We start from the raw sequence: 19233 nt of genomic DNA, 5'->3' as shown, positions 1-19233 counted from the left end.
GCGCCGCATCCGCCCGGACGTTGCGTTACCGCTAACACGCAGGACCACCGCCCGCAATTCCCTTTGCTTCCGATCTGGCCTATCTGTTGCATGCAAGAGATAACGTGACCATGACATACCAACCCTATCACATCCACGGCGAGGATCGCGAAAGCCGCTGGCTGATCACCTGCGACCACGCGACCAACACCGTCCCGCCGGACATCGGCGAAAGCCTCGGCCTGCCGGAGGCGGACATGACCCGGCACATCGCCTACGATCCCGGTGCCGCGGGAGTATCCCTGGCGCTCGGCAGGGCGCTGAACGCCCCGGTGCTTTTGTCCAACTTCTCCCGCCTCGTGATCGACCCGAACCGCGGCGAAGATGATCCGACCCTCCTGATGAAGCTCTACGACGGCTCCATCATCCCCGCGAACCGTCACGCGGATGCCGCGGAAAGGGAGCGCCGCCTCAACGCGTATTACCGCCCCTACCACGAGGCCTACGCCCGTCTCGCGGCGCGGCGGGACGATACCGTCATCGTCGCCGTGCACAGTTTCACCCACCAGCTGCGCGGTCGTCCGCCGCGTCCCTGGCACATCGGCATCCTGCACGCCTGGGACCGGCGCCTTTCCGATCCCTTCATCGCGCTGCTCGAAGCCGAGCCCGATCTCGTCGTCGGCCGCAACCAGCCTTACCCGGGCCACCTGCCCGGCGACGCCATCGACCGCCACGCCCTGCACCACGGACGGAACAACACGCTGATCGAGGTCCGCAACGACCTGATCCGTTCCGAAGCCACGCAGGAGCTCTGGGGGCAGCGTCTGGCGCCGATGCTGCGAGAGGCCCTTGCGCGGGTGCCCGACTGACTTACACGAGATGAATGAATGGGAGATGAACTGATGGACGACTTGACCCGCACCGAACTGGAAGCCGCCGCCTTCCGCCGCCTCCGGCAGCACCTGATGGAAGACCGCGCCGACGTGCAGAACATCGACCTGATGAACCTCGCCGGCTTCTGCCGCAACTGCCTGTCGCGCTGGTATCAGGAGGCCGCCAACGCGCGCGGCATCGAGATGGGCAAGGAAGAGGCCCGCGAGATTTATTACGGGATGCCCTACGACGACTGGAAGAGGCAGAACCAGACTGCCGCCAGCCCGGAAAAACAGGCCGCTTTCGACGTGGCCTTCAAGGAGAACGTCACGGACAAGTCCTGATCTCCGGCGCGGGGCGGCCCATCTGCCCCGCACCCCCTTTTCTTCTCTTCGAGAACACTCGGTCCGACCCGTGCGTTCGGACACGTCGGACGATGGCAAAAAAGCACCGCCGAAGGGCGGGGCTATGCCCCGCGCCTCCCCTTGCGACACATCCGCCCGTTAACCATATTTCCGGCACGCCGAGCCACTTTACGGGCAAATCCTCCGATTTCAGATATCATCTTTCGGGAATATGTACAAAACTCGCGCCGAATCGCACCAAACTCCGGGCAATCCTGTCGATGGGCCCTTCGGTCCTCGCCCCTGCCTTGTGGTCAAACGCGAACGGTACACCACATCTGGACAGGTTGAGCACCGCGCGCCGCGTTAACCCCACCGTGCGGTGCCACAATCCTGGCCGCCCGGGCTACCGCGTCGCCATATACGCCAGCCGCACGAACGCCCGCTCGACCAGCGCCATGGCCGGGGCCTTCTGCCCGGCGGACCGGATCGTGAGGTCCGTCTCCATGATCAGCTCCAGCGCCTCCTCCAGACGCGCAACCCGCCAGCCCTGTGCCTGCCGCAGCATCCGGTCTCGGCGCGGCCCGAACAGCGGCGGACGCAGCCGCCCGATCCCCTGCGCCGGACCACCGGGTGCAGACGCCAGCGCAAACAACACCCGGAAGTGCCGCATCCCCATGATGAGCAGGGTGACCGGGGCGACGCCCTGCGCCGCGAGCCGTTGCATCACTGGTGCGATGTCGCCCGTGCGCCCTTCCGCAAGCACATGAAATATCTCGTCCATTTCCGCCTCGACGGAGGCCGGTGCCATCAGTTCCACCTCTTCGGTGGTCAGCGGGGCAGGATCGTCCAGCTTGTATAGCGCGATCTTTTCCAGCGTCTGCCTGAAATCCCCGGGTGTCAGACTCCGGGCCAGCCCTTCCAATGCACCCATCGCGTCGCGCGGAACCTCCTGAAGTCCGGCCCGCGCCAGCTCCGCCTCGATCTCGGCACGCCCCATCGGATCGTTGTAAAGCCCCGCGGCGTATGCGGTCCTGCTGGTCTCGAACAACTTGCGCAACGCCGATTTCGCGGCCAGTTGTCCTGCCGTCACGACGATCTGTGCATCGCCCTCGCGCCAGTCCTCCAGCGCCATCTTGACCACCGGCGCCAACCCGTCCGACGCCTCCTCCACCAGCACCGCCCGCGGCCCGGGAAAGAACCCCTGCGCCTTCACTGCGTCCAGCAGCATTGCCGGTTCCTTGCGCAGCTCCGCGCCGGGAATGCGCGTCAGCCGCATCTCCTCCTCTGCCCCCGGCCCGGTGATGTTGCCGATCACCTCCTGCCGCTTCATGGCCACCCGCATGGTGTCCTCGCCATAGATCAGCAGCGCCGCGACCTTCGGGTCGGGCTTCGCGAAAAAGGCGTTGGCGTCCCGAGGGTTAAGCTTCATCAGGCAGGTCGTAGGCGTCGAGGATCAGCCGGTCGATCACCTGATCGGCAAGCAGGATCATCAGCCGCTCCGTCGCATCCCGCTCCGCCGCCAGCGTTGCCACGGTGGAGCCGGTCGTCGAATACCCGGAAAACGCGTCGGTCTTGCCGGAGAGCAGGATCACCCCGCCGGCATCCTTGAGCGCATACTGCGCCCGCGCCAGCAGGCGGTAGCGCGTGGTGTTGCCGGAGGTCGTGCTGCCGAGGTCCTGCTGGTCCACGGATTTGCTCACGCTGAGCAGATATGGCCCGGATGCCCGTCCCATCCGCTCCTCGAACCGGCGGTTGAACAGGTAGTCGCCCGGCGTTTCGGGCGTGTCGAGGGCCACCTTGCCCAGCAGCCTGTTGCCCGTCCCCCCCGGTCCGTAAACCGGGGTGAAGCCGCAGGCCGACAGGCCGGCAAACGCCAGCCCCGACAGGACAAACTGCCTTCTAGACAACCACATTGACGATCCGCCCCGGCACCACGATCAGCTTCTTCGGCTCCGCCCCGTCGAGGGACTTCACCACAGCTTCGTGCGCGAGGACGAGTTTTTCAACCTCTTCCTTGGCCATGTCCTTCGGAACGGTGATCTCGCCCCGCCGTTTGCCATTGACCTGGATTGGCAGGGTCACGCTGTCTTCCACCAGCATGGCCTCGTCTGCCTTGGGCCAGGTGGCGTTCGCGATCAGGCCCTCACCGCCGAGCATCTGCCAGATTTCCTCGGCGAGGTGCGGGGTCATCGGGGCCATGAGCTGGGCAAGGGTCTTGGCCGCAAAGGCCTTGGCCTCCGTCCCGGCGCGGGACTTCGAGAGGGTGTTGGTGAAGCCGTAGAGTTTGGCAATCGCCGCGTTGAAGCCGAAGGATTCCACGCCCATGGTCACGTCATGAATGACTTTGTGCGTCTCCTTGAGAAGCGCCTCGTCCTCGTTGGTCGGCGGCACGTCGCTCGCCGCGATTTCCGACGCGATGCGGAAGACGCGGGCAAGGTGCTTGTTCGCGGCCTCGGCCCCGGCGGCAGTCCATTCGACGTCGCGCTCGGGCGGGCTGTCGGAAAGGACGAACCAGCGGGCGGTGTCGGCGCCGTAGGTGCTGATGATCTCTACCGGGTCGACAACGTTGTTCTTCGACTTCGACATCTTGGCTGAGGGAATGATCTGCACCTCCTCGCCGCCGTCCTTCAGGAACGCCTTGCCATCGCGCAACTCGACCGCTTCGGGATAATGATAGACCGGGCGACCTTCTGCGTTCTTCGTCTGGTAGATCGCGTGCGTCACCATACCCTGCGTGAACAGCGCGTTGAACGGCTCGGCGGATTTCTCCGGCAGGTGGCCGGTCTTGATCATGCCCCGCGCGAAGAAGCGCGAGTAGAGAAGGTGCAGGATCGCGTGCTCGATGCCGCCGATGTACTGGTCGACGTTCATCCAGTAGTCCGCTTCGGCCATGTCCGTCGGGGTCGTCGCACGCGGCGCGGTGAAGCGGGTGAAGTACCAGGAGGAATCGACGAAGGTGTCCATCGTGTCCGTCTCGCGCTGCGCAGGCTTGCCACAAGACGGGCAGGCGCAGTCGCGCCAGGTCGGGTGACGATCCAGAGGATTGCCCGGAATGTCGAACGTCACGTCATCGGGAAGGCGGACCGGCAGGTTCGCCTTCTTCTCCGGCACCACGCCGCAGGTCTCGCAATGGACAACCGGTATCGGGCAACCCCAGTAGCGCTGACGCGACAGGCCCCAGTCGCGCAGGCGGTATTTCGTCACGCCCTGACCGACGCCATTCTTTTCGCAAAAGTCGATGGTCGCCTCGACCCCCTGCTCGCCGGTCTGGATCTCTTCACCAGCGACGAGACGGGTGTATCGGACCTTCTCGGACTTCGCCGGGACGAAGGGGGCTTTCTGGATGTCGTGCTCGCCATCGACGGGAAGGAAGGTGTCGATGATCGGCAGGTCGTATTTGGTGCAGAAGTCGTGATCGCGCTGGTCATGGCCGGGGCAGCCGAAGATCGCGCCGGTGCCGTAGTCCATGAGGATGAAGTTCGCGATGTAGATCGGCAACTCCCAGGCGGTGTCAAAGGGATGGCGTACGGTCAGGCCCGTGTTGTAGCCGAGCTTCTCCGCCTTCTCGATGGCCTCTGCGGTGGTGCCGCCCTTGCGCATCTCTGCCACGACCTTTGCCACCTCGGGATCGGAGGCTTCAAGGTGCTTGGCGAGCGGATGGTCCGGGGAAATGCCGACAAAGGACGCGCCCATGAGCGTGTCGGGACGGGTGGTATAGACCTCGATGCGGTCGAATCCTTCCGGCGCATCGACGGTGGAGAAGGCAAACTGCAGGCCGCGCGAGCGCCCGATCCAGTTCTCCTGCATCAGCCGCACCTTCGCGGGCCAGTCGTCAAGCGTTTCGAGCGCGTCGAGAAGCTCCCCGCTCATGTCGGAGATCTTGAAGAACCATTGTGTCAGCTCCTTGCGCTCGACCGGCGCACCGGAGCGCCAGCCGCAGCCGTCAATGACCTGCTCGTTGGCAAGAACGGTCATGTCCACCGGGTCCCAGTTCACCACGGCGTTCTTGCGATAGACCAGGCCCTCTTCGAGGAAGTCGATGAAAAGCGCTTGCTGCTGGCCGTAATATTCCGGATCGCATGTTGCGAACATGCGCGACCAGTCGAGGCCAAAGCCCAGCGGCTTCATCTGGCCGACCATCGTGTCGATGTTCTCGTAAGTCCAGGTCTTGGGATGTCCGCCGGATTTCATCGCGGCGTTTTCCGCCGGCATCCCGAAGGCGTCAAAACCCATCGGGTGCAGGACGTTGTGCCCGGTCGACAGCTTGTAGCGGGCGATCACGTCTCCCATCGTGTAATTTCGCACATGGCCGATGTGGATGCGGCCCGAGGGATAGGGGAACATCTCGAGCACATAATACTTCGGCTTGTCCTCGGAGCGGACGGCCTTGAAGGTCTGCGCCTCTTCCCAGGCGGCTTGCCATTTCGGCTCGATGGAAGCGGGGTCGTAACGGGACATCCGGGTCAATCCTCTGACGGGCAGGTTTGGCAGGCGTGATAGGGTCTCGCGCGGCAATCGTCCAGTGCCGGAGCGGGCAGCGCGCCATTTGCGCCGAAGCGCAGGGCATGGCAAGAAGACTGGAAAAAAGCATCCGGGGCCGAGCCGCCATGAAAATCCTTCTGATCCACCAGAACTTTCCCGGCCAGTACAAGCATCTCGCCCCGGCGCTGGCGGCGCGGGGTCACGAGGTCGTGGCGCTGACCTGCAAGGTCAAGGAGCCGCAGACCTGGAAGGGCGTGCGCATCATTCCCTACGCGGTGAAAGGCAGCAGCACGCAGGGCATCCACCCCTGGCTGTCGGATTTCGAGACCAAGCTGTTGCGCGGCACCTCCTGCTACCAGGGCGCCTTGGGGCTGAAGGCACAGGGATTCGAACCGGACGTGATCTGCGCGCACCATGGCTGGGGTGAGTCGATGTTCCTCAAGGACGTCTGGCCACAGGCGCGGCTCGGGCTTTACTGCGAACTCTATCACCTGACGACCAAGCCTTTCATGAACTTCGACCCCGAATTTCCGTCGAAGAGTCCCGGCGCGGATGCTCTGCGGATCAGAATGAAGAATCTCAACAACCGGCTGCACGAGGAAATCATGGACGCCGGCATTTCGCCCACCCGCTTCCAGGCGGCGAGCTTTCCGGCGGCGTGGCAGGACCGGATCACCGTGGCGCATGACGGCGTGGATACCGATCTGGTGGTGCCGAAGGCCGATGCCGCGCTGCAGGTCCGCGACGGGCTGACCCTGACACGGTCCGACGAGGTGATCACCTTCATCAACCGGAACCTGGAGCCGTATCGGGGCTATCACATCTTCATGCGCGCCCTGCCCGACATCCTCAAACGCCGTCCGAACGCCCATGTGGTGCTGATCGGCGGGGATGAGGTGAGTTACGGGTCGAAACCGCCGCAGGGGCAAAGCTGGAAACAGATCTTCATCGACGAGGTGCGCGGCCGCATTCCGACGCCAAGCTGGGAGCGGGTGCATTTTCTCGGACGGGTGCCGTACGAGGTGTATCTGTCCATGTTGCAGGTCAGCACGGCGCACGTCTACCTGACATACCCCTTCGTGCTGTCCTGGTCCCTGCTGGAAGCGATGAGCGCGGAATGTGCCATCCTGGCCTCCGGAACAGACCCCGTGCGCGAGGTCCTGACCGAAGACGAAACCGGATGGATGGTGGATTTCTTCGACCGGACGGCGCTGGTCGACCGGCTTTGCGCGCTGCTCGACGATCCCGCCACGCGGCAACGGCTCGGCGCAAACGCCCGCAGCTTTGCCCGGGAACGCTACGACCTGAAAACCGTCTGCCTGCCGCAACACCTGGACTGGGTCGATCGACTCGCCACGCTCGATCCGCGGCCGGTGCGCGACTGAGCCATGAAAAAGGCGGGGGAAACCCCCGCCCTACAGGCTGTCCCGCAGCATCGGCTGTCGCTTACAGCCGGCTGTCCTGCCCGCGCAGCTGACGGGCGCGGGTCAGGATGGCATCCTCGATCGCGCGTACCGTCGCGGCATCCGCCGGGCCATTGCGGGTCATCAGTGCCACGTTCAGCGACCGTGCATCCAGCGACGGGTCGTTGACGTAGATCGTCGCGCGATAAGCCCGACCGCCGCCCGGAGGCGTGCCATAGCCGGTGATGATCACCCCGGTAAAGGGATCGACGGACTGCACCGGCAGGAAATCCAGTGTCTCCAGCGCCGCGTTCCAGATGTACTTGTTGACGGACCCCAGTTGGCCCTGGTCCGGACGCGCCCGGAAGATGTCCCAGATCGTGCCGCGCGGGCGGCCGCGATCGCCGTAGAGAATCTCGTCGTTGATCTCCTGCGCACTCGGGGTTTCAACCGGCTGTCCGCCCCGATTGCCGAAAACGCTACACCCGGATTGGATCAGAAGTGCCAAGGCAAGACCAATACCCAGTGCCAGACGTTTACTATTCATGTGCAGCCTCCTGCCGAATTCCCGGTTTTTCCCTGAATACTCGGGGCACGGCGACGCGGCAAGCAGTCAATGCCTCGCCACCGCAGTTGAGGCGCACCCGTGGGCCCCATATTGAAGAATCGCGCACGCGGGGCTGCCAAGCGCGCTTCCGGAACGCAAGCGGACAGTTTGCCGTCATGGCCCGAAGCACCCTGTAACTGGCGGAATTCTGCACATTTTGCCGGTGCGGTCCCGGTCGGCAAAACCGCTTGTGACAATTGCGCATCACTGATCTGCTTGTTGCGTCCGTCATTTTCCGAGCGCTTGCAAAGAGACGGGCTCAGGGCGCATAGACATCCCATCAAACCCGGGCAACCCGGATTGGTACGTGCCTTTGAACACATGAGGGAAACAATGAAAAAGATTCTGTTCGCGACCACCGCGCTGGTTGCCACCGCAGGTGCAGCATCGGCAGAGATCGCTCTGACCGGTCTGGCCGAAATGGGTATCCTTGGCGGCTCCCGCTATGGCGACACCACCCAGTTCATGACCGACATCGACGTCACCTTCACCATGTCCGGTGAAGCCGACAACGGCCTGACCTTCGGTGCCAACATCGACCTCGACGAGTCCGACGGTTCGGGTTCCGCCGGTGGTTCGGGTACCTGCTTCATCTCCGACAACGACGACATCGACGCAGCCATGACCATCAACGGCGAAACCGTTGACTTCGGCAACGTGGTTGGCGGCGTGACCGAAGGCGGCGCCTTCTCCGACGGCGACAACGACAACGCAGAGTGCTTCGTCACCGCATACGGCGCAGCAACCGGTAACTCCAACGCCTTCGTGAACACCCTGCAGGGCGGCGAAGTCATCTGGGTTGCATACGGCAACGCCAAGCTCTCCATGGGCGACGTTGACGGTGCGTTCGACGCAGCGATGCAGGAAGTCAACATCGGTGGTTCCATCGACGACTCCGAAACCTGGCACACCGGCTTCTCCGGCAACTCCGGCCTGGACGGCACCTACGACGGCCAGATCGCTCAGTTCGCCTACACCTTCAACAGCTTCACCGCTTACCTGTCGGCTGAAATCGACGACTCCGGCACCTTCGACCCGGTTTGGGGTATCGGCTTCCGTTACACTGCTGAGCTGGCCGGCCTCGACCTCGGCGTTGGCCTCGGCTACCAGACCGTTGATTACGGTTCGGGCTTCGACGAAAGCATCTGGGGTATCTCGCTGGACACCACCTTCAACAACGGTATCCAGGCACGCGTAAACTACTCCGACTTCCAGTCCGACATCGTTGCTGACTGGACCCACTCGGCAATCGGCCTGGGCTACACCATGAACGCCCTGACCATCGGCTTCAACTACGGCAAGTACGACTTCCAGGGCGGCGCAGAGTCCAAAGGCTACGGCCTGGCAGTTGACTACGATCTGGGCGGCGGTCTCGAAGTCCAGTTCGGCTACGGCTACTCCGAAGTCAAAGTGGGCGGCGCTTCTGCAGACGCAGACAGCTTCTCCCTGGGTCTGGCAATGTCCTTCTAAGGACACCAGCCTCACGGCATAGGGAAGAGCGGGCCTTGCGCCCGCTCTTTTCTTTTGTGCAAAAGGGGTGTCAGGGCGGACCGCCTGGTCCGGCACGACAGGGGAGCCATCCGGCATGACACCGCAGCAGATCGCAGCCCTCTTCGAAAAGGGAAAGGCCCTGCAGGCCGCGGGCAAACCCGCCGAGGCCCGTGCGGTTTTCCAGCAGATCATCGCCGTTCAGCGCGATCACGCGCCCGCTCATGCCTTCCTATCAACCATCGCTTGGGAAGACGGCGACGCCGTGGCTTTCCTCGAACACACCGAGGCCGCGCTCTCCCTCGCACCGCAGGCGGCACGGCTCTGGCAAGCCGCCGCCGAACGCTTCATGCGCATAGGCGATACCACGCGGGCGCGAGGCGCCTACGACCACCTCATCGCCCTCGATCCGAAAGCCATTGGCCCAAAGGCGGACAAGGCGCGTTTCCTGCAGGGGCTCGGCGCGTTCGATGAGGCGGGCAAGATCCTGCGCAAGCTCATCAAGCAACATCCCGAACAACCCGAGCTTTACCGCATCTATCTTGGCGGAGCGAAGCTGAAGAAGGGCGATCCGCTGATCCGCCAGATGTACCGTCTCTGGAACGATCCGCGCCTGAACGATCACGGCCGCATCCACCTCGGCTTTGCTCTTGCCAAGGCGATGGAGGAGATCGGCGAGACGGACAAGGTCTTCCCCTTCCTGCGCCGCGCCAATGCCGCGCAACTGAAGCTCGCGCCGGTCGACACGGCGGCCAAGGACCGCGAGATCGACGCGGTACTGAAAGCGCAGGCCGGCGATCTGACGCCTATCGGCGCGCCGTTGGACCCCCGCCCCGTCTTCGTCTGCGGCATGCCGCGTTCCGGCACCACGCTGGTCGAGCAGATCATCGCGGCACACAGCGGTGCGCGGGCCGGCGGCGAGATGGTCCATGCGCTGAAACAGGCCTACGCCCGCTTCGGCGTCGCGGACAAGATGCAGCCTTTGGCGGCACAGTCCCCGGAGGCCCTCGCCGCCTACGCCGCGCATTACCAGCGCCTCGCCATGCGCGATTCCGGCGCAACCGGCGGCGTCATCACCGACAAGGCGATACAAAGTTACCTGATCTTCGGCCTGATCCACCGCGCCATGCCCGGCGCCCGCATCATCGTCGTCCACCGCGATCCGCGCGACATCGCCCTGTCGATCTACAAGAATTTCTTCGCCATCGGCACGCATCGCTACGGCAGTGATCTCGCCGAGATTGCCCAAGAGATCAAACGCTTCCGCCGCGTCGTGGCCCATTGGAAAGACCGCCTGCCCGGCGTGCTGCACGAGGTGCGCTACGATGCCCTCGTCAGTGACCCGGAACCGCAAGCCCGGGCGCTGATCGCAGCGGCGGGGCTTGATTGGGAGCCGCAATGCCTCGATTTCCACAAGTCGGGCGGCGCGGTGCAGACCTTGAGCCTGGCCCAGGTGCGCCAACCGATCCACGCCGGGCGCCGCGAGGCCTGGCGCAAATACGAGACCGAACTTGAGCCGTTTCTGGCGGCATGGGGAGACGAGCCTTGGGACTGAGTGACATCGAAGCCCGTATTCAACACGCCTGCGACGCAGCCGGCCGCGCCCGCGCCGACGTGCAGTTGATCGCCGTAAGCAAGGTGCAGCCGAACGAGCGGGTCGAAGACGTTCTGCGCGAAGGCCACCGGCTGTTCGGCGAGAACAAGGTTCAGGAGGCGGCAGGCAAGTGGCCGGATTTCAAGGCCCGGTTCGACGGCGTTCAGGTCCACCTCATCGGCCCGTTGCAGAGCAACAAGACGCGTCAGGCGATGGAGTTGTTCGACGCCATCCACACGGTCGACCGGCCCAAGCTCGCCAAGGCCATCGCCCGGATCGCACAGGAAACCGGCTCTTGCCCCGACCTTTTCATCCAGGTCAACACCGGCGAGGAAGAGCAGAAAGCAGGCGTCAGCCCTGCCGAGGCGGATGGCTTCATCGCGGAGTGCCGGGCGCTCGATCTGCCGGTCAAGGGCCTGATGTGCATTCCGCCGGTCGAGGAAACCCCCGCCCTGCACTTTGCTCTTCTGCGCAAGATCGCAGACCGCAACGGTCTCGCCGGTCTCTCCATGGGCATGAGCAGCGATTTCGAACAGGCCATCGCCTTCGGCGCCACCCATGTCCGCGTTGGTTCCGCCATTTTCGGCGATCGTGTCTACGGTTAGAGCGCCAGCCGGGCCAGTACACTCTCTGCCGTCACCTGCCCCAGCACCGCCTCGCCTTCGGTGACGCTCAGGGGGCCATCCGACAGCATGGGAAGCAGGTCCCGGATCGCCGTCTCCGGCCCGATCCCGCGCCCACCGGCCCCCGGCACCATCACGTCCCGCGCCGTCAGCACGCCCAGCGGGTTCATGTTCGCCACGAACTCCGCCACATAGTCCGACGCCGGGTTAGAGAAGATGTCGCGCGGCGTGCCAAGCTGCACGATCCGCCCGCCTTCCATGATCGCGATCCGGTTGCCGAGCTTGAACGCTTCATCGAGGTCATGGCTGACGAAGATGATCGTGCGTTTCAGCTTGTGCTGAAGATCCAGCAACTCGTCCTGCAATTTCGTCCGGATCAGCGGGTCCAGCGCCGAGAACGGCTCGTCCATGAGCAGGATCGGGGCCTCGGTCACAAAGGCCCGCGCAAGACCGACACGTTGCTGCATCCCGCCGGACAGCTCGCCCACCTTGCGGTTTTCCCAGCCGCTGAGGCCGACCATCTCGATGGCCGCGTCCGACGCCCGGGCCATATCCTTGCCGTCTGGCGTGGTTCCCTTGCCCAGTTCCAGCGGAAACTGTACGTTTTCCCGCACCGTCCGCCAAGGCAGCAGGCCGAACTGCTGGAACACCATGGCAATCCGGGACTGCCGCATCCGGCGCAGGGTCCTTGCGTCGCAGTGGGTGACATCCACCATGCCGCGGCCGTCGTGCACCTCCACCTTGCCGCGCACCACGGGGTTCAGCCCGTTCACCGCCCGCAGGAGCGTCGATTTGCCGGAGCCCGATAGCCCCATCAATACGAGAATCTCGCCCTCCTGCACGTCCAGCGAACAGTCGTGCACCCCGAGCACCTGCCCGGTCGCCTGCTGGATCTCCGCCCGGCTCTGCCCCTTGTCCGCCAACGGCAGGGCATCTTGCGGTTTGTCTCCAAACAGGATCGAGACGTTGTCGAACCGAACCGCCGTCATTTGCCGTTCCCCCAGCGCAGCGCCCGGTCGAGCATGATCGCGACAACCACGATGATCAGGCCCGCTTCGAACCCGAGCCCGGTGTCTACCCGGTTCAACGCCCGCACCACCGGCACACCGAGGCCGTCCGCCCCGACGAGCGCCGCGATGACGACCATCGACAGGGACAGCATGATGGTCTGGTTCAGCCCGGCCATGATCTGCGGCAGGGCGGAAGGCAATTCGACCTTCCACAGCTTCTGCGAGGGCGTCGCGCCAAAGGCGTCCGCCGCCTCGATCAGCGCCTGGGGTGTCGAGGAAATGCCGAGGTGGGTCAGCCGGATCGGCGCCGGGACGACGAAGATGACCGTTGCGATGAGACCCGGCACCATGCCGATGCCGAAGAACACGATCGCCGGGATGAGATAGACGAAGGTCGGCAGGGTCTGCATCAGGTCGAGCACCGGGCGCATCCAGGCGTAGAGTTTCGGGCGATGGGCGGCAGCAATGCCGATGGGCACACCGACACCCATGCAGACGACGCAGGCCGACAGGACGAGCGTCAGGCTTTCCGTCGTCTCCTCCCAATAGCCCTGATTGAGGATGAAGAAGAACCCGAGCAGCACCATCAAGGGCACTTTCCAGTCGCGGTGCAGCAGCGCTGTCGCGCCGACGAAAACCAGGATGACCAGCAACGCGGGCGGCGTCTGCAGGCACCACAGGATACCCTCGATCAGCGCTTCCATCACGACGGCCATGCCGTCGAAGATCACGGCTCCATGCTTCTGAAGCCCGTCAAAAAGCGCCTCGGCAGCATCTCCAACCGGAATCTTGTGTTCGGTGAGCCAGTTCACGGGGTCCCTCCGGCTGTTCGCGTTTGATTGACCAATCAGTCAATCTAAGCTCAACCACGCCTGTTTGTGAACCCGGAACGTTCGGGCGATAAAGCAATGGACTGCGCAACCGATGGCGTGGCACGATTTCCCGACAGATCCCGGAGGATGCCGTCATGACCGACCTTACATTTTATACCAATCCGATGTCACGCGGGAGAATCATCCGCTGGATGCTCGAAGAGGTCGGCGCATCGTATGACACGGTGCTGCTCGATTATGGACCGACGATGAAGACACCGGACTACCTTGCGCTGAACCCGATGGGAAAAGTGCCGACGCTGGTGCATGGAGACACCGTCATCACCGAATGCCCCGCCATCTGCTGTTACCTGGCGGATATGTTCCCGGACGCCGGCCTCGCCCCCGCGCCGGGCAGCGCTGCGCGCGGAACGTATTACCGCTGGATGTTCTTCGCTGCCGGACCGCTCGAATCGGCAGTCGTGACGAAAAGTTTCGGCTTCGAGGTGCCGGACGATCCCCAGGCACAGGGCCGCGCCGGCTGGGGCAGCTTCGATCGCGTTGTCGGGGCGCTTGAAGGTCTGCTGTCGGATGGCCGCGACCACCTTCTCGGACAGACCTTCTCCGCGCTCGACGTCTACCTTGGGTCCCAGATCGCCTGGGGACAGCAGTTCGGAACCCTGCCGAAGCGGCCAATCTTCGCCGAGTATGCCGAACGCATCTTCAGTCGCCCTGCCGCCGTGCGGGCAAGAGCGCTCGACGACGCGGCAGCGCAGGCAGGTTCACCGGACTGACGAGGCCGGATCACGCCGCCCTTGTCGGACGGCTCCCGGACTTGCCGCCTGCTTCCCCGCTGGCGAAGGTGAAGCTCGACACAACGCCGGACAATGTCTGCGCCGCGCTCCCGAGGGCGTCAGAGTTGTTCTGGCTCTGGTCAGCCAGCGCCAGATTGCGCGCAGTAAGGTCGCGCAATTCCTGCATCGTGTCCTGCAAGGCGCCGAGGTCGTTGGCCTGACCTGTCGCGGCCCCGGTTACCACCGAGAGCGATTCGTCGATCTTCAGGATCTGCTCGATGATGGTTTGCAACTCCGCGCCAGTCTGGTCGACCAGCTGGACACCACTGTCGATCTGGGTTGCGCTTTCGCCGATCAGGGTCTTGATCTCCATCGCGGCATCCGAGGACCGCGAAGCGAGGGCCCGGACTTCCGTTGCCACAACGGCGAACCCCTTGCCGGATGCACCGGCTCGCGCGGCCTCGACCCCGGCATTCAGGGCCAGCAGGTTGGTCTGAAACGAAAGATCCTCGATCATCGTGGTGATCTGGCCGATTCTGTCCGAAGAGCGCGAGATGCGGTCCATGGCCGCGACCGCCTCCGCGACCGTGTCACCGGATTTCTGCGCCTTCGCTTTCGCCTCGTCCGCCATCGCCTTGGCGCTGCCGATGGCCCGCTTGGTATCCTGTGCGCCGTTGCTGAGCCGCGTGGTCGCCTCCACGGTGGCCTCGATCTGGGCAACCTGCTGCGTGGTGCGCTGCGCCAGGTCCGACGCGCTGTGCATCATGGTTTCGGCCCGGGTCTCCAGGTCGTTCACGGTGCTGGATATTTCCTCCATCACCTTGCGCAGGTTTGCGACCGTGACGTTGAAGTCCGCACGGATCACGTCGTATTCCGGCGCCAGGGGTTCTTCGAAGTTCAGGCTGAGATCCGCCTGCGACAGCGCGTTCAGCCCTTCCGTGACCAGATCGACCACCTGCTGATGCTTCGCGTTCAACTGCGCCTCATCCGTCTCCTTCTTGCGGATCGCTTCCTTACTGAGCTGCTTGAACCGATAGATGGCCTGCGCCATGGTGCCAAGCTCGCCCTTCTGTTGAATAAACGGCACCCAGGCATCGAAATTTCCGTCGATGAATTCGTTCATGATGGCAATGAGGGTACGCAGCTTGCGCGTGATCCGATCGACGAAGAGCGCGGCCAGCGCAAAGCCGACGATACTGCCGATCAGGACGATCGCCGCCTCCCGCCACATCAGCGCTTCGGCAGCATCGCCGACAGCCCCCGAGAGCATCCGGATTTCTCCACCCAAAGCGACCTCGATGTCCCGCAGCGAATCGATCCAGGCGGTCGATGCCGCAAACCATTTCGGCGCGGTCAGGTCCCCCGGAGTACCGCCATAGGGCAGCGACAGGATGGTGTCGCGCATGGCCTGCGCGCGCTGTGCTGCCTCCGTCTCCAGCAACGCGCGGACGAAACCCGGTCGCTCGAGCGTCGCCTCCGTCCGCGCCAGGAACGCCATCTGCTCAGCGGCAAGGCGCACATATTTCTGATGCACCGGCACCGGGAAGCTCTCCGCGCCGAGGCCGGTCGCCCCCATGGCGCGCTCCAGTCCCGCGGACTCCTTGGCCAGTGCGACGTATTGCTGCGCCTCCATCAACGGGCTGATGCCGTCGATCGCCTGCTCCGACCGAACGTGCGTCGAAATCGCAATGAGCGCATTGATGATGCCTGTATAATAGTCGGCCAGTTCAGGAACCGTGCTGGCCAGCGCGTCGATTTTCGCCCGCTGCTCCGAAAGGCTGTCGAGCCGCGTCACCGCGACTCCCGCCGCCTCCGGAGCCATTGACTGCAGCTCCGGCAGGACCGGCTGCAATGCAGCGATCATGCCATCCGTCTGTGACCTCTGCCCGACCAGATCGGAGGCGAAGGTCGCGCCCTTGGAGGACGTGAACCCCGCGGAATAGCCGCGCTCCTTCTGCAACTCGTGCACGAGGTCACCGACCCGTTCGATATTCCTCGAAATACCCACGATTTCGTTCTGCACCCGGGCTTGGGCGAGATAACCGCGAAGATCGCTGATCCCTAGATAGGCCACCAGGCATACAAGGGGAATCAGCGCCACCAACATGACCGCTCTGAGACTCATCACTTTTCTCCACCAACCAAAGAGATTTGGGGCTGGAGTAACCGACATTGGTGAAGTGGTCTTTAATGCGTTGTTTTTACGATGTTTATTGAAAAATTCGCAGATAATCCCGGACTGCTCCACGAGCCCGGCACGGGCCCCGAACAGGAAAGGGGCAGAGCCACCGGCCCTGCCCCGTCCCGTCAGTCAGTCCGCCCGGAGGATCAGCCCTCCAGTGCGCTCATCACCGCCGCCTTGGCATCTCCGCCGTCGAGCGTCGTCACACCGGCCAGCCAGCCATCCAGCACACCGGCGTTCTCCTTCAGCCAGGCCTTCGCCGCGTCCTGCGGGTCCGCGCCATCGTCGAGGATCGCGCCCATGATCTCGTTTTCCATGGCGAGGCTGAATTCGAGGTTGTTCAGCAGCGCACCCACGTTGGCACATTCCGCGACATATCCGGCGCGGGTGTTGGTGTAGACCGTCGCACCGCCGAGGTTCGGACCGAAGTAATCGTCACCGCCGGTCAGGTAGGTCAGGTCATAGTTCGCATTCATCGGATGCGGCTCCCAGGCGAGGAAGACCACCGGCTCACCCTTGCCGTCAGCGCGGCCGACCTGCGCCAGCATCCCTTGCTCGGAGCTTTCCTTGACCTCGAACCCCTTGAGACCAAAGGCATCCGCGTCGATCATGTCGATGATCAGCCGGTTGCCGTCATTGCCGGGCTCGATGCCGTAAATGGTCTCGTCCAGCGCATCCGCATGCTCGGCGATCTTGGAGAAGTCGGTGATGCCGAGAGCGGCGCCCGCGGCGTTGGTCGCCAGCGTGTATTTTGCCCCTTCGAGGTTCGCGCGGACGGTGTCCACGGTGCCCGCCTCGCGATATGGCGCAATATCGGCTTCCATGGTCGGCATCCAGTTGCCGAGAAACACGTCGATGTCACCGTTCGCCATGGACGTATAAGTCACCGGCACCGACAGCACCTTGATGTCTGTTTCGTAGCCCAGCGCGTCCAGCACGAAGGTCGTCGCGGCGGTGGTCGCGGTGATGTCGGTCCAGCCGACATCGGAGAAGGTGACAGACGAGCACTCGGCGAACGCCGAGGAGGCGGCGAGGCACAGCGCGAGCGCCGAAGTGGAAGTGCGGATCATGGTAAGGCTCCCTGTTTTTATTGACTGATGAGTCAATGACCATCTTTCCGGAGGTTTTGCAACAGTCGCAATCCAAAAGCGGCAGGTCGCAAGGCGAATCCGGCGTGCCTGGAACGGTAGCGCATGTTTTGGGGGCGGACCATGGGGGCATCGGCAAAGCGCGCGCACCCGTGCCCGGTTTTGCCGTGCCACCCCTCGCGCCCGGTTTCGGGCTGTGTCAGGATATGCTCAGGGCAACAAGGGGCAAGAGCATGGCACAGCTGGAAAACCGCATCGCGCAGGGGCGCGGGGACGAAATCGCGGACGTCGTGCTGCGCGGCGGGCGCATGCTGGACCTCGTCACCGGGGAGCTGCTGGAGGGTGACGTCGCGCTCTGCGGCGATACCGTCGTCGGGACCCTGGACAGCTACGAGGGGCGCGAAGTGGTCGATGTCAGCGGGCTGATCCTCGTTCCCGGCTTCATCGACACCCATCTGCATATCGAGTCCTCCCTCGTTACCCCTTACGAGTTCGACCGCTGCGTGACCCCGCGGGGCGTGACCACCGCCATCTGCGACCCGCATGAGATTGCCAACGTCATCGGCGCGCCGGGCGTCCGGTATTTCCAGCAGGCCGCACGGCACACGTTGCTGTCCATCAAGGTCCAGCTGTCGAGCTGCGTCCCCTCGACCCATATGGAGACCGCCGGGGCGGAGTTGCTTGCAGCGGATATTGCCGAACTGATGGGCGATCCAAGCGGCCTCGGCATGGCGGAATTCATGAATTACCCCGGCGTGATCCACCGCGATCCGCAGGCCATGGACAAGCTGCGCCTCTTCGAGGGCGGCCATGTGGACGGCCATTGCCCCCTGCTCTCCGGCCGGGACCTCAATGCCTACGTCGCGGCAGGCATCCGGACCGAACATGAGGCAACTTCCCCGGAAGAAGCGCTAGAGAAGCTGCGCAAGGGGATGCGCGTGCTGATCCGCGAGGGCTCCGTGTCGAAGGACATGCACGCCCTGCGCCCCCTGCTGACCGAACGCACCGCGCCCTACATGTGCCTGTGCACCGATGACCGCAACCCGCTCGACATCGGTGAGCACGGCCACCTCGACTACATGATCCGCGAGATGATCCGGCTCGGCACGACGCCCCTCGCCGCCTATCGCGCCGCGACGCTCTCCGCCGCCGAAGCCTTCGGCCTCAAGGATCGCGGCATGATCGCCCCCGGCAAGCGGGCGGATATCGTCGCGGTGGACAGCCTGGAAGGCTGCCACGCCGCGATGGTCTGGGCCGGGGGGGTGCAGGTCACAGATGATGCCTTCGCGGCACGCACCGTAATCCCGCCGGTCGGACGCGGTTCGGTCAAGGCGCCGACAGTGACCGGCGCCAGCTTCCGCTCTGGTGGCAACAGGACCGAAACCGACGTGATCGGCATCCGCGAGGGGCAGATCCTGACCGATCACCTGCACGAGGACATCCCGATCACCGACGGCGACAAACGCCCGGATTTGGCCCGGGATCTGGTGCGGATCGCCGTTGTGGAACGGCACGGCAAGAACGGCAACATCGCCAGCGGGTTCGTCAAGGGGTTCGGGCTGAAATCCGGGGCGATCGCCTCCACGGTCTGCCACGACCACCACAACATCGCCTGCGTCGGCGTGGATTACGACGACATGGCGCTGGCCGCGAACCGGCTGGGCGAGATCGAGGGCGGATTTGTCGTCGCATCGGGCGGCAAGGTGCTGGCGGAACTGGCGCTGCCGGTGGCGGGGCTGATGTCGCTGGAACCGTTCGAGGTGGTGCGCGACAGGCTCGAACAGCTGCGGGCGGCGGCGAAATCGCTGGGCGTGACGCTGGAAGAGCCGTTTCTGCAGCTGGCCTTCCTTGCCCTTCCGGTCATTCCCTCGCTGAAGATCACCGACCGGGGCATGGTCGACGTGATGAAGTTCGAGATCATCGCCTGAGAGAGTGCGGGGCATAGCCCCGC

Annotated in this window: 16 protein-coding genes; 8 read left to right on the top strand and 8 right to left on the bottom strand. The window is 64.1% G+C overall.

The genetic code is table 11. The annotated features are described in order from the left end of the window. Positions 1–110 precede the first annotated feature (110 nt). The gene (locus ACP159_RS02935) at positions 111–848 is read left to right on the top strand and encodes an N-formylglutamate amidohydrolase (protein WP_425098125.1); all 738 of its coding nucleotides are present in this window, start codon (positions 111–113) and stop codon (positions 846–848) included. 33 nt (positions 849–881) lie between these two features. After that, positions 882–1196, top strand: a complete 315-nt coding sequence (locus ACP159_RS02930; protein ID WP_425098124.1) for a DUF1244 domain-containing protein — start codon at positions 882–884, stop codon at positions 1194–1196. A gap of 406 nt (positions 1197–1602) precedes the next feature. On the opposite strand, the gene holA is transcribed toward ACP159_RS02930, so the two are convergent. The 3 genes from holA to leuS are packed head-to-tail and all read right to left on the bottom strand — an operon-like array spanning position 1603 to position 5657. Further along, the gene (holA, locus tag ACP159_RS02925) at positions 1603–2628 is read right to left on the bottom strand and encodes a DNA polymerase III subunit delta (RefSeq protein WP_425098123.1); all 1026 of its coding nucleotides are present in this window, start codon (positions 2626–2628) and stop codon (positions 1603–1605) included. Then, positions 2618–3112 carry an LPS assembly lipoprotein LptE gene (gene lptE / locus ACP159_RS02920; RefSeq protein ID WP_425098122.1) on the bottom strand — a complete coding sequence of 165 codons (495 nt, stop codon included), beginning with the start codon at positions 3110–3112 and terminating at the stop codon, positions 2618–2620. Before lptE ends, holA begins: the two co-directional genes overlap by 11 nt. Then, on the bottom strand, positions 3099–5657 hold the full coding sequence (gene leuS / locus ACP159_RS02915) for a leucine--tRNA ligase (RefSeq protein WP_425098121.1): 2559 nt from the start codon (positions 5655–5657) through the stop codon (positions 3099–3101). The genes lptE and leuS overlap by 14 nt, the downstream gene beginning before the upstream one ends. A gap of 149 nt (positions 5658–5806) precedes the next feature. Between leuS and ACP159_RS02910 the strand changes: the two genes are divergently transcribed. Beyond that, positions 5807–7066: a glycosyltransferase gene (locus ACP159_RS02910; RefSeq protein ID WP_425098120.1), complete on the top strand. Its 1260-nt coding sequence runs from the start codon at positions 5807–5809 to the stop codon at positions 7064–7066. A 61-nt stretch (positions 7067–7127) separates the two neighbouring features. Here the strand turns inward: ACP159_RS02910 and ACP159_RS02905 are convergent, their stop codons facing one another. Then, positions 7128–7631 carry a DUF3576 domain-containing protein gene (locus ACP159_RS02905; protein ID WP_425098119.1) on the bottom strand — a complete coding sequence of 168 codons (504 nt, stop codon included), beginning with the start codon at positions 7629–7631 and terminating at the stop codon, positions 7128–7130. A gap of 393 nt (positions 7632–8024) precedes the next feature. Between ACP159_RS02905 and ACP159_RS02900 the strand changes: the two genes are divergently transcribed. From ACP159_RS02900 to ACP159_RS02890, 3 genes are all read left to right on the top strand, one after another. After that, on the top strand, positions 8025–9161 hold the full coding sequence (locus tag ACP159_RS02900) for a porin (protein ID WP_425098118.1): 1137 nt from the start codon (positions 8025–8027) through the stop codon (positions 9159–9161). Between the two features lie 115 nt (positions 9162–9276). Continuing rightward, on the top strand, positions 9277–10734 hold the full coding sequence (locus ACP159_RS02895) for a tetratricopeptide repeat-containing sulfotransferase family protein (protein ID WP_425098117.1): 1458 nt from the start codon (positions 9277–9279) through the stop codon (positions 10732–10734). Beyond that, on the top strand, positions 10725–11378 hold the full coding sequence (locus ACP159_RS02890) for a YggS family pyridoxal phosphate-dependent enzyme (protein ID WP_425098116.1): 654 nt from the start codon (positions 10725–10727) through the stop codon (positions 11376–11378). Before ACP159_RS02895 ends, ACP159_RS02890 begins: the two co-directional genes overlap by 10 nt. Here ACP159_RS02890 and choV read toward each other — a convergent pair. Beyond that, the gene (gene choV, locus ACP159_RS02885) at positions 11375–12385 is read right to left on the bottom strand and encodes a choline ABC transporter ATP-binding protein (RefSeq protein WP_425098115.1); all 1011 of its coding nucleotides are present in this window, start codon (positions 12383–12385) and stop codon (positions 11375–11377) included. The genes ACP159_RS02890 and choV overlap by 4 nt on opposite strands. Further along, positions 12382–13218 (bottom strand): choline ABC transporter permease subunit, encoded by an 837-nt coding sequence (gene choW / locus ACP159_RS02880; protein ID WP_425098114.1) that lies wholly within the window; start codon positions 13216–13218, stop codon positions 12382–12384. The genes choV and choW overlap by 4 nt, the downstream gene beginning before the upstream one ends. Positions 13219–13373: 155 nt before the next feature. Here choW and ACP159_RS02875 point away from each other — a divergent pair, with 155 nt between their 5' ends. Further along, positions 13374–14012, top strand: a complete 639-nt coding sequence (locus ACP159_RS02875; protein ID WP_425098113.1) for a glutathione S-transferase family protein — start codon at positions 13374–13376, stop codon at positions 14010–14012. A 10-nt stretch (positions 14013–14022) separates the two neighbouring features. On the opposite strand, the gene ACP159_RS02870 is transcribed toward ACP159_RS02875, so the two are convergent. After that, positions 14023–16137, bottom strand: coding sequence for a methyl-accepting chemotaxis protein (locus tag ACP159_RS02870; protein ID WP_425098112.1), 2115 nt, complete (start codon positions 16135–16137; stop codon positions 14023–14025). 203 nt (positions 16138–16340) lie between these two features. Then, positions 16341–17264 (bottom strand): choline ABC transporter substrate-binding protein, encoded by a 924-nt coding sequence (gene choX / locus ACP159_RS02865; protein ID WP_425098111.1) that lies wholly within the window; start codon positions 17262–17264, stop codon positions 16341–16343. A gap of 251 nt (positions 17265–17515) precedes the next feature. Here choX and ade point away from each other — a divergent pair, with 251 nt between their 5' ends. Further along, the gene (gene ade, locus ACP159_RS02860; protein ID WP_425098110.1) at positions 17516–19210 is read left to right on the top strand and encodes an adenine deaminase; all 1695 of its coding nucleotides are present in this window, start codon (positions 17516–17518) and stop codon (positions 19208–19210) included. Positions 19211–19233: the final 23 nt, after the last annotated feature.

It is taken from the genome of Tropicibacter sp. S64, from assembly GCF_049803835.1.
Classification (GTDB): Bacteria; Pseudomonadota; Alphaproteobacteria; order Rhodobacterales; family Rhodobacteraceae; genus Pacificoceanicola.
Note: the sequence above shows the minus strand (reverse complement) of the source record. Positions and strands in the feature narration are given on the sequence as shown.

Bases quoted from the DNA above. Each gene is read 5' to 3' on its own strand.
- ACP159_RS02935 (WP_425098125.1), top strand. From the start codon at position 111: ATGACATACCAACCCTATCACATCCACGGCGAGGATCGCGAAAGCCGC.
- ACP159_RS02910 (WP_425098120.1), top strand. From the start codon at position 5,807: ATGAAAATCCTTCTGATCCACCAGAACTTTCCCGGCCAGTACAAGCAT.
- lptE (WP_425098122.1), bottom strand. From the start codon at position 3,112: ATGTGGTTGTCTAGAAGGCAGTTTGTCCTGTCGGGGCTGGCGTTTGCC.
- holA (WP_425098123.1), bottom strand. From the start codon at position 2,628: ATGAAGCTTAACCCTCGGGACGCCAACGCCTTTTTCGCGAAGCCCGAC.
- ACP159_RS02875 (WP_425098113.1), top strand. From the start codon at position 13,374: ATGACCGACCTTACATTTTATACCAATCCGATGTCACGCGGGAGAATC.
- leuS (WP_425098121.1), bottom strand. From the start codon at position 5,657: ATGTCCCGTTACGACCCCGCTTCCATCGAGCCGAAATGGCAAGCCGCC.
- choV (WP_425098115.1), bottom strand. From the start codon at position 12,385: ATGACGGCGGTTCGGTTCGACAACGTCTCGATCCTGTTTGGAGACAAA.
- ACP159_RS02870 (WP_425098112.1), bottom strand. From the start codon at position 16,137: ATGAGTCTCAGAGCGGTCATGTTGGTGGCGCTGATTCCCCTTGTATGC.
- ACP159_RS02900 (WP_425098118.1), top strand. From the start codon at position 8,025: ATGAAAAAGATTCTGTTCGCGACCACCGCGCTGGTTGCCACCGCAGGT.
- choX (WP_425098111.1), bottom strand. From the start codon at position 17,264: ATGATCCGCACTTCCACTTCGGCGCTCGCGCTGTGCCTCGCCGCCTCC.
- ACP159_RS02905 (WP_425098119.1), bottom strand. From the start codon at position 7,631: ATGAATAGTAAACGTCTGGCACTGGGTATTGGTCTTGCCTTGGCACTT.
- ade (WP_425098110.1), top strand. From the start codon at position 17,516: ATGGCACAGCTGGAAAACCGCATCGCGCAGGGGCGCGGGGACGAAATC.
- ACP159_RS02930 (WP_425098124.1), top strand. From the start codon at position 882: ATGGACGACTTGACCCGCACCGAACTGGAAGCCGCCGCCTTCCGCCGC.
- ACP159_RS02895 (WP_425098117.1), top strand. From the start codon at position 9,277: ATGACACCGCAGCAGATCGCAGCCCTCTTCGAAAAGGGAAAGGCCCTG.